Origin of the sequence: Pseudomonas sp. NBRC 111119, from assembly GCF_001320125.1 — a bacterium.
Lineage (GTDB): Bacteria > Pseudomonadota > Gammaproteobacteria > Pseudomonadales > Pseudomonadaceae > Aquipseudomonas > Aquipseudomonas parafulva.
This window is the reverse complement of record NZ_BCAV01000024.1, coordinates 137,181-151,889: the sequence shown is the minus strand read 5'-3', so window position 1 is coordinate 151,889 and position 14,709 is coordinate 137,181. Positions and strand designations below refer to the sequence as shown.

At 67.0% G+C, this 14,709-nt stretch carries 2 protein-coding genes (1 of these 2 cut by a window edge); both read right to left on the bottom strand.

Annotated features, from left to right (window positions below):
- The coding region (locus APH25_RS11495) for a non-ribosomal peptide synthetase (RefSeq protein ID WP_060482017.1) at positions 1 to 11,027 on the bottom strand (11,027 nt) is incomplete at its 3' end.
- Positions 11,024 to 14,709, bottom strand: the 3' end of a protein-coding gene (locus tag APH25_RS26090; RefSeq protein ID WP_060482016.1) for a non-ribosomal peptide synthetase. The gene runs 18,652 nt beyond the window's last position; only the last 3,686 of its 22,338 coding nucleotides appear in the window; the start codon falls outside the window, past its right edge; it ends in the stop codon at positions 11,024 to 11,026. The genes APH25_RS11495 and APH25_RS26090, both read right to left, overlap by 4 nt.

Below are 14,709 nucleotides of genomic sequence, written 5' to 3'. Positions count from 1 at the left end.
TGCAGCACCTGCGCCGTGGTGCGTGGCGGCAGTAGCCCGCACTGCACCATGGCCCCGTGCAGCAGTTGCAGTTGCTGGCTATCACTGGCCTGGGCAAACGTGTTGGGGTCGATGGCCAGCGCTTTGCCGGTGGACAGCTGCAAGGCCTCGATCAACCGCTCCAGCGCCTGGGTGAAGGTGTAGGGCTGGCCACAGGTACCCCCGCCACCCGGCCCCTCGCTGTCGATCAGGGTCAGTGATTGCACCGCGCGGCCCTTGGCTTCGAAGCGGGCAGCCATGGCGTGGGCCACCCAGCCGCCAAACGAGTGCCCCACCAGGTTCAATGGCCCCCGCGGGTACACGGCGTCGATAGCCTGCACATGCCAGTCAGCGGCAGCCTCTACCGTGCTGTGCGGTACTGCTGCGCCATCCAGCCCCCGTGCCTGCAAGCCGTGCAGCGGCCACTGCGGCCCCAGCGCCTCGGCAAGGCCAATGAAGCTGGTAACGCTGTCACCTGCCCCAGGCACACAGAACAACGGTGCATGCCCTGGCTCGCCGGCCTGGATGGCAACCGGTGCTGCTGGGCCAGGCGCAGGCATTGGCAGGCAACCGGATATCGCCTCACTCAACGCTTGCCCTACCGTCGCCACATGGGGGGCCTGCATCAGCGTTCGATGGTCACCTGGCACGTCCACAACCACCAGTTGCTGGCCTGGCAACGTTTCACGCCACCCCAGAGACGGGTGTTCCTCCCCGCCCTCCCTGGCACGCAGCAGATGCACCGGAACATCGACAGGCGCAGCGCGGTAGTGGGCCAGCGCGCGGCCGTGGGCGAGTTCGCGGCTGAAGTAGTGGCGCAGCTGCCCGTCGCTCATGCTCGCCCACAGGCCGTACAGCAACCCGTGCTCGCGGCAGTGGGCCAGCAGTGTGGCGAAATCGGCCTGCTCATGGTCCAGGCGTTGCAACAACGCCCGTTTGCCGACCCCGGCCTGGCCTTGGGTTTCCCAGTAGGTCGTGCAGTTGAGCAACAGCTGCCGCTCCAGCGCACGGGGCCCCTCCCAACGCGCTTTGCCCTGGTCGGCCAGGCGCGGTACATAGGTGTCGATCAACCCCACAAACGCCACCGTTTCATCGGCGCCCCGCAACTGGTTGGCCATCTCGAACGCCAGCACACCCCCGAACGACCACCCCGCCAGCCGATACGGGCCATGGGGCTGCACCGTACGCAGCTGCTGGATGTGGTAACGCGCCAGGCACTCCAGCGTGCTCGGTTGCGGCTGGTCGGCGGGGACGCCAGGCAAGCCGTAGAGGGCAAACTCACCTGCCAGGTGCTGGCCCAGCACTGGGAAGTAGAAGTCCAGCCCGGAGAATTCGTGCACCAGGAACAGTGGCGCCTCGGTGCTGCCTGGGCGCACGGTAATGACGGCCGGCGCTCGCGCTGTCGGCTCGCCGGCGTGCGCGGCGAGCAAGGCCACGCTTGGCCGCTGGAACACGTCGTTCAGGGTCACCGGCATACCCGCCTTGCCCATGCGGTCCACCAGGCGGATAGCCGCCAGGGAATGCCCGCCCAGCTCGAAGAAATCATCATGTCGCCCTACCTGCGCTACCCCCAGCAATTCCCCCCAGATGGCAGCCAGCAGCCGTTCGGCGTCCCCCTCTGGCGCTGCATACGCGCGGTGCGCCTGTGTCTGTGGCACGGGCAGCGCCTTGCGGTCGAGCTTGCCATTGGGGCTCAGTGGCAGCGCGGGCAGGTGAACGAACTGCGCAGGCAGCATGAAGGCAGGCAGCTGGCTGCCCAGGGCGCCGCGCATATCCTCGGACGTGTAGGCGTCCCCGGTGAAATACGCCAGCAGTTGCCCCTCCCGTGCAACCACCACCGCTTCGTTGACACCGTCAAGCGCGGTCAGGCAGGCCTGGATCTCACCCAACTCGATGCGCAACCCATGGATTTTCACTTGGTCGTCGTTGCGGCCGAGGTACTCCAGGTTGCCGTCCGGCAGGTGCCTGGCGAGGTCGCCGGTGCGGTACAGGCGTGTATCCGGTGTTGTGCTGAAAGGGTCTTCAACAAAGCGCTCGGCAGTGAGCGCTGGACGGTTCAGGTAGCCACGGGCCACCTGCACACCGCCGATGTACAGTTCACCGGCAACGCCCTGGGGTACGGGCTGACGCTGTTCGTCCAGCACATACAGGGCGGTGTTGGCGATGGGTTTGCCGATGGGCGTGTTGTCCGGGGTGGTCGTGCAGTGCCAGGCACTGACGTCAACCGCCGCTTCAGTGGGGCCATAGAGGTTGTGCAGCGCCACCCCAGGCAGTTGCGCCTTGAAGCGCCGCACCAGGCTGCCCGGCAGTGCCTCGCCGCTGCAGATTACCCGTTTCAATCCTTCCGGCGCCCATTGCTCGGCAGTGGCAGACAGGAACACGTCCAGCATCGAAGGCACGAAGTGCAAGGTGCTGACACCCTGCGCCTGAATGACCTGCCGCAAGTACTGAGGGTCGCGATGGCCACCGGGCTTAGCCATCAGCAGCCGTGCACCCGCCTGCAGCGGCCACAGCAGCTCCCATACCGAAACATCGAAGCTGAACGGGGTCTTTTGCAGGACGACGTCATCGGGCCCTAAACCGTAGGCGTCCTGCATCCACAGCAGGCGGTTGACCACGCCGGCATGCTCGTTCATCACCCCCTTGGGCAGGCCGGTGGAGCCTGAGGTGTAGATCACATAGGCCAGGTGCCGGGGCGTGAGGGCTGCCACGTGCGGGTTGCTGTCTGGCAGCGCAGCCCAGCAAGGGGCGTCGAGGTCCAGGCGTTGCGTGTGCTGCAGCACATGCCGGGTGGCAGCGTGCACCAACACGGCCACAGGCGCGCTGTCGGTCAGCATATGGGCAATGCGCTCGGCCGGGTAGCCGGGGTCCACGGGTACGTAGGCGCCGCCAGCCTTCAGAATGCCCAGCATCCCTACCACCATCGCCAGGCTGCGTTCCACACAAATGGCAACCCGGTCATCCGGCTTCACCCCCACGCCGAGCAGATGGTGGGCCAGGCGGTTGGCCTGCTGGTTGAGCTGCGCGTAGGTCAGTTCGCCATCCGGCGCGCTTACGGCTACCGCCTCTGGCGTACGCTGTACCTGCGCCTCGATCAGCCCGTGCAGGGTTTGCGCCAGGTCGTAGGCCACCGCCGTGTCGTTGAAGGTGTGCAGCAGGCACTCGCGCTCGGCTGCGCCAGGCAGCGCTACATGCCCTGGGACCACTGCGTCGCCAGCAGCGAAGCTGCGCAATATCTGCTCGAAATACCCGGCGAAGCGCTTGATGGTCGCCCGGTCAAACAAGGCTGTGGCATAGACGATGCCACCCGCAAACCCCTCAGCGCGCTCGCCCAGGCTAAGGCTCAGGTCGAACTTGGCCACCTGGGCCTGGCCACCGAGGGCGCAGACCTTCAGATCGCCCATGCGCAGGGCCTGGTGGCCGGCGCTAGCATCCCAGTCCAGCGACACCTGGTACACGGGGGTATAGGCCAGGCTGCGGGCTGGGCGCAGTACTTCCACCACCTGCTCGAACGGCAGGTCCTGGTGGGCCTGGGCCTGCAGCAGCGTGGCCTTGGCCCGGGCCAGCAGCGTTGCCACATCCGGCTCGCCGGACAGGTCCAGGCGCAGTGCCAGGGAATTCACAAACATGCCCACCAGGCCCTGGATCTGCGGGTGCTGCCGATTGGCCACGGGCGAGCCAATGACCACTTCCTGCTGCCCTGCCAGCCGCCCGAGCAGCAGCCCCCAGGCCGCGGTGAACAACATGTACGGGGTCAGGCCATGGCGCCTGCACACGGCTTTCAGCGCCTCGCTCAGGTCTGCAGCGATGTGGATTTCATGGCTATCGCCTGCAGCGTGCTGGCGTTCTGGCCGTGGCCGATCATAGGGCAGGCTGATGAGTGCGGGCGCGCCTGCCAGTTGGCTACGCCAGTAGTCTGCCTGGCGCTGCAGCAAGGGCCCGCTTGCCCATTGGCGCTGCCACAAGGCGTAGTCGAGGTACTGCACGGGCAACGCGGGCAGCGGGTCGTCACAGTCGTTGGCAAACGCCTGGTACAGGTCCCCCAGCTCCCCCAGCATCACCCCCAGCGACCAACCATCGGCAACCAGGTGATGCACCACCAACAGCAGCACATGGCAGTCCGCTCCGCGGCGTACCACGGCGGCGCGGATGGGCAGTTCACGGTCCAGGGCGAAGGGTTTTACCGCTTGTTCACGCAGCCAGGCTTCGAATGCGCTTTCATCTTGCTGCGTGAGGTCATGCCAGCTCGGGGCCAGCGGATCGTGGGAAATCTTAACGTACGGTTCCCCGTCAGGCGCCACGAACTGGCTGCGCAGGCTCTCGTGACGCTCCACCAAACGCGCCAGGCTGCGTGCGAGCGCCTGTTTGTTCAGGTGCCCGTTGAGCTGCAGCGCGACGGGAATGTGGTAAGCCGCGCTGTCGGCGTCCATGCGTGCCAGGAACCACAGCCGCTGTTGGGCGAGCGACAGCGGCAGTTGGCCTTCCCTGGGCAACGGTTCGATGGGCGGCAGGGCATCACGCTCTGGGTGCAGGCAAGCCGCAACTGCCATGAGCCGATCATCCGCGAACAGGTCCGCCAGCTGCAGTTCGCAGCCAAGGGTCTGGCGCACCTGCGCCAGCATGCGCATGGCCAGCAAGGAGTGGCCGCCCAGCTCGAAGAAGCGGTCCTGACGGCCTACAGCCGCCACCCCCAGCAGTTGTGCCCACAGCAGCGCCAGGGCGTGCTCCTGCTCACCCTCAGGCGCCTCGAACGCTGCCATGGCGATGTCCTGTGCAGTGGGGGCTGGCAGCTTGGCGCGGTCGACCTTGCCGTTATTGGTCAGCGGCATGCGCTCCAGGGCCACGAACGCCGAGGGCACCATGTAGTCAGGCAAGTGGTTGCGCAGGTATTCCCGCAGCGCGGCTGCATCCACTTCGGCGGCCCTGCGGGTGTACCACGCCACCAGTTGCTGTGGCCCCTGCGCCTGGGTGACGGCCATGACCAGCACCTCGCCAACACCTGGCGCCTGGGCCAGTTGCTGCTGGATCTCGCCGGGCTCGATACGGAAACCACGAATCTTCACCTGGTCGTCGGTGCGGCCCAGGCATTCCAGTCCACCGTCGGCGCGCCAGCGCACCAAGTCACCCGTGCGGTACAGCCGGGCGCCAGGGTGCTGGCTGAAGGGGTCGTCGATGAAGCGTTCGGCCGTAAGCGCTGCGCTGTTCAGGTAGCCCAGTGCCACGCCATCACCGCCGATATAAAGCTCACCCACGACCCCCTGCGGCACCAGCTGCTGCCGGGCATCCAGTACATACACCTGGGTATTGCCGATTGGCCGGCCAATGGGCACTTGAGTGGCATGCGCCAGCACCTCGCGCACCTCGCAGGTGCTGGCGAAGGTGGTGGTTTCGGTAGGGCCATAGCCGTTGAACAGGCGCACCCCAGGGGCCCTGGCCAGCAGGGCGCGAAACGCTGCCGGCTCCGCCCGCTCGCCACCGGTAAGCAGGGCTCGCAGGCCTGATAGCGCGTCTGGTATCTGCTGTACGTACTGGTTGAACAGCGCCGTGGTCAGGAACAGTACGCTGACGCCCTGCTGCGCGAGGGCCGCGGCGAAGCGGTCAGGGTCGAGCAGTGTGGCGTGCTCGATGACCCGCAGCTGCGCACCATTGAGCAGCGCCCCCCAGGTTTCCAGGGTACTGGCATCGAACGCAGGGTTGGAGGCGAATGCAATGTGGTCACTGCCCAGCAGTTCGAGGTAGCCGTTGTTCAACACCAGCCGTGCGATGCCGCGGTGCGGTACGCATACACCCTTGGGTTTGCCTGTGGTGCCGGAGGTGTACATCACATAGGCGGCACTGCCGGCATCCTGCGTCAGGTCGGGGTTATGCGAGGGCTGGTCATCGAGCCTGAGGGCGTCCAGCGCCAGGCGTGCCACCCGGTGCTCGCCCCCAATGCCGGCCAAGGTCAACAGGGCCACTGCCTGGCAGTCGTCCAGCATGAATGCCTGGCGATCTGCGGGCGCATGCAGGTCCAGCGGCACGTAGCAGGCCGCGCACTTGAGTACCGCCAGCTGCGCCACCAGCAAGTCCAGCGAGCGTGGCAGCAGCATGGCCACCCGATCCTGGGGGCTCACTCCGCTGGCCAGCAGGTGATGGGCCAGGCGGTTGGCACAGGCATTCAATTCGCTGTAGGTCAGGGCCTGGCCCCCCTCCACCGCGGCCACTGCCTGCGGGTGCAGCGCTGCACGCTGCTCGAACAGCCGGTGCACAGGCGTATCCCGGGGGTAGGCATGGGCGGTCTGGTTGCAGGTGTGCAGCAAGGCATGGCGTTCGGCATCGTCCAGCAGTTCTACCTGCGCGAGGGGCTGCTGGTCATCGTCAGCCATGGCCCACAGCAAGCGCTCGAAATACCCGAGGTAGCGCTGCACGGTGGCCTCGTCAAACAGTGCCGTGGCGTAGTCAAGGCTGCCGGCCAGGTGCTCCCCTTGTTCACCGAGGTTAAGCGTGAGGTCGAACTTGGCCACGGCGGCGGCCTGGCTCACTGCCTGCAGCTGTACACCTTGCAGGTTCAGCACCACTGCTTCGGTGGCCTGCCAGTTCAGGGTGGTCTGGAACAGCGGTGTATGCGCCAGGCTGCGTACAGGCCGCACGGCTTCTACCACCTGCTCGAACGGCAGGTCCTGGTGCGCCTGGGCCTGAAGCACCCTGCCCCGCACCTGTTGCAGCAACCCTTGGGTGGTTGACGCGATGCCAGGCTCGATGCGCAAAGCCAGGGTATTGACGAACAGACCCATCAGCGGCTCGAGTTCGGCACGGCCGCGCCCTGCCACCGGGCAGCCGACCACCACGTCGGCCTGGCCAGCCAGGCGTGCAAGCAAGGCCGCCCAGGCCCCCAGTACGGTCATGTACAGGGTTGCACCGTGGCGGTTGGCCAGGGTGCGCAGGGCGGCGGTCAGCCGGGGTTGCAGCAACACCGGCAGGCTGGCCCCGGTATAGTCCTGGCGCTCCGGGCGGGGCCGGTCGCTGGGCAGGCTGAGCAGCGCCGGGGCACCCTCCAGCGCCTGCCGCCAGTACTCGGCCTGGCGCTGCAACCGCTCACCCGCCAGCCAGCGGCGTTGCCATACCGCGTAGTCGGTGTACTGGATGGGCAGTGCGGGCAGTGCCCCGCTCGCCCCCTTGCAAAACTGCCCATAGAGCACGCTCAGTTCCTGCGTCAACACACCCAGCGACCAACCGTCTGCAACGATGTGGTGGACCGTGAGTGCCAGCACCTGGTGCTCGCTGCCTAGGCGCAGCAGGTGAGCGCGCATCAGTGGCCCGCTGGCCAGGTCGAATGGCGCAGCGGCCAAGGCCTGCAGACGCTCGGCCAGCGCTTCGGCAGGGAGGTCTTCACACTGCAGCCAGCCGTGCGTGGGGGTGGCGGCGATCAGCACTTCGGCGCTGTCTTCAGTCGCCACGAACTGGCTGCGCAGTACCTGATGACGCTCAAGGATTGCCAGCAGCGCGCCTTCCAGTGCATCGACATTCAGTGCTCCACACAGCCCGAGTGCCAGTGGCACGTGGTAGGCCTGGCTGCCGCCCTCCATCTGCGCCAGAAACCACATGCGTTGCTGGGCGAACGACATGGGCAACGGCTGTGCGCCAGTCACGGGCAGAATCGCCGGCAGGTCGCTGGCCGCGGCATCTTCCAGCAATCTGGCGACCGCGGCCAGTTGCGGGTTGGCAAACAGCCCTGCCAGGGTCAGCTCCACACCCAGGCGCACGCGCACCTGTGAAACCATGCGCATGGCCAGCAGCGAATGCCCGCCCAGGCGGAAGAAGTCGTCCTGGCGGCTAACCTGGTCAACTTGCAGCAGTTGCTGCCAGATCTGCGCCAGGGCCTGTTCCAGCTCTCCCACCGGCGTCTGATGGCAACCCTGCAGCATTGCCGCCCGGTCAGGCGCCGGCAGCGCCCGGCGGTCCAGCTTGCCGTTGGCGGTCAGCGGCAGCGCCGCCAGCTCGACGAAGGCCACCGGGATCATGTATTCGGGTAAGTGGGCCTGCAACTGCGTGCGCAGGCCTTCACCTGCCAGCGGTTGCACATCCGCCGTGGCGGTGTAGTACGCCACCAGCTGCGGGTGCCCGGGCTGGTCTTCGCGGGCCACCACCACCGCTTCGGCAATGCCGGCCAAGGCGGCCAGGCGGCTCTCGATCTCGCCGGGCTCGATGCGCAGGCCGCGCAGTTTGATCTGGTCGTCGTTGCGCCCCAGGTAGTCCAGGGTGCCGTCGGTGTTCCAGCGCACCAGGTCGCCGGTGCGGTACATGCGCCCGCCACCCGGGGCCACGAACGGGTCTTCGAGAAAACGCTCAGCCGTGAGCGCCGGCCTGTGCAGGTAACCACGCGCCACACCGGCCCCGCCGATGAACAGTTCGCCAGGCACCCCCAGGGGCACCGGCTGCAAGTGGCTGTCGAGCACGTACAGCCGGGCATTGTCCACCGGCCTGCCAATGTGCAGGTTGCCACCGGCCTGCACTGCGCCGGAGCTGGCCACCACCGTGGTCTCAGTGGGGCCGTAGTTGTTCACCACGGTAAAACGCTGAGTGCGGTTGAACTGGCGCAGCCGGTCACCGCCGATCAGCAGCGTGCGCAAGATCGGGTGCTCCAGCTGGTGGCTGAAGGCGTACTCCGCTACTGGGGTGGGCAAGAAGCTTACATCCAGCGGCTGCGCCTGCCACCAGGCGAGCACGGCGTCGAGGTCGTCGTTGCCTTCAGAGGTGGGTGCCAGGTGCAGCGTGGCCCCGGCGCACAGGGCCGGCCACACTTCCCAGGCCATGGCATCGAAGCCAAAGCCGGCCAGGCTCGAGGTGTGCCGCCCCTGGCACAGGTCGAAGGCGCGGCAATGCCAGTCCACCAGGTTGTTCACCGCCTGGTGCTCCACCATCACCCCTTTCGGTTGGCCGGTAGAGCCTGAGGTGTAGATCACATAGGCCAGGTGCCCCGGGCCAAGGCCCGGTACACGGGGGTTGTCTTGCCGCACCGGCCAGCCCGGCTGGTCCAGCACCAGCACCGGCAGGTCTGCAGGCCCCACCCTGGGCAGCAGCACCTGCTGGGTCAGCACGGCCACCGGTGCGCAGTCCTCCAGCAGGTAGTGCACGCGCTCGTCAGGGTGGGCAGGGTCGATGGGCACGTACCCTGCCCCCGCCTTGAGCACCGCCAGCAGGCCCACCAAGGTATCCAGCCCGCGGCGTGCCAGCACCGCGACGCGGTCATCGGGCTGCACGCCCAACGCCAGCAGATGATGCGCCAAGGCGTTGGCCTGTTGGTTCAGCACGGCATACGAGAGTTGTTGCTGACCGCTGACGGCGGCCACTGCGTGCGGAAAACGCTCGGCCTGCAGCTCAATGCGCTGATGCAAGGTGATGGGCTGCGGGTAACCGGCGCTGCACGCGTTGAACCCGTCCAGCAGCAGTTCACGCTCGTCAGCCGGCAGCATCGGCAGGCTGTGGGCCGCTACTTCTGGCCCGTTCAACAGGCTTTCCAGGGTGTGTTGCAGGTAGGCGCACACCCGTTCCCCTGGGATTTGCGCCGCCGCCAACAGGGTTAGGCGAAAGCCCACCCCCAGGTCATCGATGCTCAGGGTCAAGGGGTAGTTGGTGGCCTCGACCGACTCCACCACATCAATGCCAGCGAGTGCTGCACGCCGGGGCTGGGCGGCGTCGACGGCGCTGTGCCGGTAGTTGAGCAAGGCGTTGAACAGCGGCGCGGGCGCAGCCACCTGGCTGCAGCGCTGTGCCAGCGCCAGCGGCGCATGCTCATGGCGCATCAGTGCCGTCAGCCGCTTGTGGGTAGCCTGAACGGCGCTTTGCGCGCTGCCTGCGCCCAGGTCGACGCGCAGCGGCAAGGTATTGATGAAGATGCCCAATGCTCTGTCGGTGGCCTCCGCCCCCAGCAGACGGCCCATCATCACCGTACCGAACACCACCTGGTCGCGGCCTGTAAGCCCACCCAGCACCCGGCCCCAGGCCAGGTGGAACAGGCTGGCCACACTCACCCCCTGGGCCCGCGCCTGGTTGCGCAGGCCCAGGCAGAGCGGCGGCGGCAGATCAAGCTGATGCTCGACGTGCGGCGGGCCTTCACCTTGCAGTTCCAGCAGGCCGTACGCCAGGGTGGGCTGGTCGATATCGCCCAGCATGTCGCGGAAGAATGCCTCGTGCTGGGCCTCGGTCACCCCCAGCACCGCCTGGGCCACGTAGTTGCGGAACGGAACCGGCGTACCAAGGTGCGCCTGTTCGCCGGTGAGAAAGGCGATCAGTTCCTGGCGCACCACCTCCAGGGCGCTGTGATCCAGCGCAATATGGTGGAACTGCAACGTGGCGGTCAGGCTGCCATCCGCCTGCGGGGCCTCGCGCAACAGGCGGATCAACGGCGCCTGGGTCAGGTCGAAGCTGTCGTGTTCGGGGTCATTGCCCGCCCGCGTCAACACGGCGAGATCGGCATGCCGCCACACCACCTGCAGCGGTGCTGCCAGCCCCTGCCAGTGCACCGAGGTGCGCAGGATGTCGTGCCGAGCGATCACCCCCTGCAACGCCTGGGCGAACGCCTGCAGGCGGGCCTCGCTGGCGAACACGAAGCGCGCCTGCATCACGTAGGGGTCGTGCCCGGTAGCACTGGCGTGATGGAACAGCATGCCTTGCTGTAACGGCGCGAGTGGGTAGATATCCTGAACGTTCGCCGCACCGCCGGGGATCTGGGCGACCAGCTCATCGAGGGCCTGCTGGTCGAGCGTCACCAGGTTGAGCATGGCCGGGGTGATGTGCGTGCAGCCTGCCGGGATCAGGTTGGCCGGCGCGTCGACCGGCCCCTGCTTGCTGGCCACGTACTCGCCACGCTCGATCATGCCCAGCAGTGCAGGCTTGTGTGCCCGCAACTGGGCCACCAACGCCGCATCGGTCAATGCCTGGCGGTTGCCCTGCACGGCCAGTTGGCCATCCTTGAGTGCCAGTTGAACGTTGAGGTCGGCCAGGGTGGCCAGTAATTGATTGATGCTCACAGGACGATCTCCATTCTGTCTGTGATGGCCGCATAGCCTGCCAGTGTTGGGTGGTCGAACAGGGCGCGTACATCGGCCTCCAGGCCGTGTTCACGCAGGCAGGACGTGAGGGTCACGGCCAGCAGCGAGTGGCCGCCCAGTTCGAAGAAGTTGTCGTGGCGGCCTACCCGTTCCACGCCCAGCAATTCGCACCAGAGTGCCGCCAGCAGGGTTTCGGTATCGCCCTCGGGCGCTTCATAAGGGCGATCAGCCACGGCGCCAGGTTCTGGCAGGGCCTTGCGGTCCAGCTTGCCATTGGGGCTCAGCGGCAATGCCTGCAGGTGCATGAACTGCGCCGGCACCATGAATTCCGGCAGGTGCAGCAGCAAGGCACTCCGCAGGTCATCGACCGCTTGCGGCTCGCCCGTGTAGTACGCGACCAGGCGTTGATCGCAGGCGATGACCACCGCTTCGTTGACGCCCTCGATGCGGGTCAGCCCCGCCTGGATCTCACCCAGTTCGATACGCAGGCCGCGCAGCTTCACCTGGTCGTCGTTGCGGCCTAGGTACTCCAGGTTGCCATCCGGCAAGTGCCGTGCAAGGTCGCCGGTGCGGTACAGGCGTGCACCGGGTTGCGTGCTGAACGGGTCATCGATGAAACGCTCAGCGGTGAGTTCAGGGCGGTTCAGGTAGCCCCGGGCCACCTGGACACCGCCGATGTACAGCTCCCCGGCGACGCCGTGTGGTACCGGTTGCCGCTGTTCGTCCAGCACGTACAGCGTGGTGTTGGCGATGGGTTGGCCGATTGGAGTGTTATCCGGGGCCGTCACGCAGTGCCAGGTGCTGACGTCTACCGCTGCTTCGGTCGGGCCGTACAGGTTGTGCAGCTCTACCTGCGGCAGTTGCGCGTGGAACCGACGCACCAGGCTGCCCGGCAGCGCTTCACCGCTGCACACCACGTGTTTCAACCCAGGGGCCTGCCAGCCCGCGGCAAGCGCAGACAGGAACACTTCGAGCATCGACGGCACGAAGTGCAGTGTGCTGACGCGCTCCTGTTCGAGGGTGTGTTGCAGGTACTGCGGATCACGATGCCCGCCCGGGCGTGCCATCACCAGCTTCGCACCCGTTTGCAGTGGCCACAGCAATTCCCACACGGACACGTCGAAGCTGAACGGCGTTTTTTGCAGGACGACGTCCTCGGCACTCAGGCCGTACGCATCCTGCATCCACAGCAGGCGGTTGACCACGGCGCGGTGTTCGTTCATCACGCCTTTGGGCAAGCCGGTCGAGCCTGAGGTGTAGATCACGTAGGCAAGGTGCCGTGGCGTGAGCGCCGGCACGGCGGGGTTGCTGTCGGGCAGCCCACTGGGCAATGGCTCGTCCAGGACGATGAGCTGTTCGTGCTGAAGCGCAAGCCGCGTAGCGCGGTGTACCAAGACCGCCACCGGGTTGCTGTCGCTGAGCATGTGGCGGATACGTTCGGCCGGGTAGTCCGGGTCCACCGGCACATACGCGGCGCCTGCCTTCAGGATGCCCAGCAGGCCTACTACCATCGCCAGCCCGCGTTCGACACAGATCACCACCCGGTCATCGGGCTTGACGCCGAGGCTGATTAAATGGTGAGCAAGGCGGTTGGCCTGGGCGTTGAGCTGGGCGTAGGTCAGCGTGCCCTCCTCAGCCTGTACCGCGATGGCCTGGGGTGTGCGTTGCACCTGCGTCTCGATCAAACCGTGCAGGGTGTGCTCCAGGTCGTAGTCGACAGCGGTGGCGTTGAAGGTGCCTACCACCCGCTCCCGCTCTGCGGCCTCCAGCACGGGCAATTGCTGCACCGGCAGGCCAGGGGCCTGCTCCAATGCCTCCGCCAGTGCCTGCAGTACCTGTTGCATCTGCCCGCAGATCCGCTGGGCGCCTACCTCGGCAGGCGCCGTGGCGGCCAAACGGAAGCCATCACCCACATCGTCCACGTTCAGGCTCAGCGGGTAGTTGCTGCGCTCCTGGCTGTCACGGATGGCCATGCCCGTACTGGCCTGGCGCTGGTCAGCGCTGGCCTGGGTGCTGTGGCGGTAGTTGAGCATGGCGCTGAACAGCGGCAAGGGTGCAGCCACGCCGCTGCAGCGCTGGGCCAAGGCCAACGAGGCATGCTCGTGGGCCAGCAGCTCGCTCAGCCCCTGATGCGCGGCGCGGGCAGCGGCTGCGACCCCCAGATCCGCCAGGTCGACACGCAGTGGCAAGGTGTTGATGAACATGCCCAAGGCCCGTTCAGCACCCTCCCCGCCTTGCAGCCTACCCAGCAGCACGGTGCCGAACACCACGCTGCCCTGCCCGCTGGCTGCGCTCAACAGGCGCGCCCAGCCCAGGTGGAACAGGCTGGCCACGCTGATGCCCGCCTGCCGCGCCTGGGTGCGCAAGCGCTCTGCCAAGGCGGGGTCGAGCCATGCCTGGGCGTCCTCCAGCGCACGGCCATCGCCGTGCACATCGCCCAGGCCGAACGGCAGGGTCGGTTCGTCGACCGCACCCAGTTGCGCCCGGAAAAACGCCTCGTGCTCGGCCTGGCTGATGCCCAGGCGTGCCTGGGCCACATAGTTGCGATAGGGCACAGAGGGGCGTACGGGTTCGCCATCGCCTTGCAGGAAGCCGATCAACTCCTGGGCGACCACCTCCATGGCCGTGTGGTCCATGACGATATGGTGGAACTGCAGGGTCGCCTCCACGGCCTGCTCACCTGCCGCCTGGCTGTACAGCAAGCGCATCAAAGGCGCCTGGCCAAGGTCGAATGCCTGCGGATGCGCCTCGGGCTCGGCCTGCTGCAGTAACCGGTGCAGGCGGGCCTGGCGCAGGACCACCTGCACCGGTTGCGGCAGCCCCTGCCAGAAGATGGCCGTACGCAGCACGTCGTGCCGGGCGATGACCTTGTCCAGCGCTGCCGCGAACCTGTCCAGGTGGGCGCGGCTGTCGAACACGAACCGTGTCTGCAACACATACGGGTCGTGCCCCGCTGCGCTGAGATGGTGGTACAGGATGCCCTCCTGCAGCGGAGCCAGGGGGTAGATGTCCTGCACATTGCCGGCCCCGCCTGGCACCTGGGCAACGATGCGTTCGATGGCCGCCTGCTGCAGCATTATCAGCGGCAGCATCGCCGGGGTGATCTGCTTGCAGCCTGCGGGGATCAGGTTGGGCGGTACCTCCACGGTGCCAGCCTGGCCAAGGGTGCTGGCCAGCGCGGCGATGGTTGGCTGGCCGAACAGCGTGCGCACATCCACCTGCAGGCCGTCGCGGCGCAAACGTGCCGTCAGGTTTACAGCCAGCAGCGAATGGCCACCCAGTTCGAAGAAGTTGTCATGCCGGCCCACCTGCTCGACACCCAGCAGCTCAGCCCAGACCTGTGCCAGCGCAACCTCAACCGGGCCGCGCGGCGCCTCGTGGGTGCGGCTTGCCAGCTGCGCCAGGTCCGAGGCTGGCAGGGCCTTGCGGTCCAGCTTGCCATGGCTGGTCAGGGGCAGTGCAGCCACCGGGGTGAAGGCCTGCGGTACCAGGTGTGCCGGCAGGCTCGCCTGCAACGCCTGGCGCAGGGTGGCCACGGCCGCAGACCCGGTGTACCAGGCCAGCAGCCGGTCTTCGCGTACCAGCACCACGGCAGTGTCCACGTCAGGCTGTGCGGCCAGTGTGGCCTCGATTTCGCCCAGCTCCACGCGCACGCCACGCA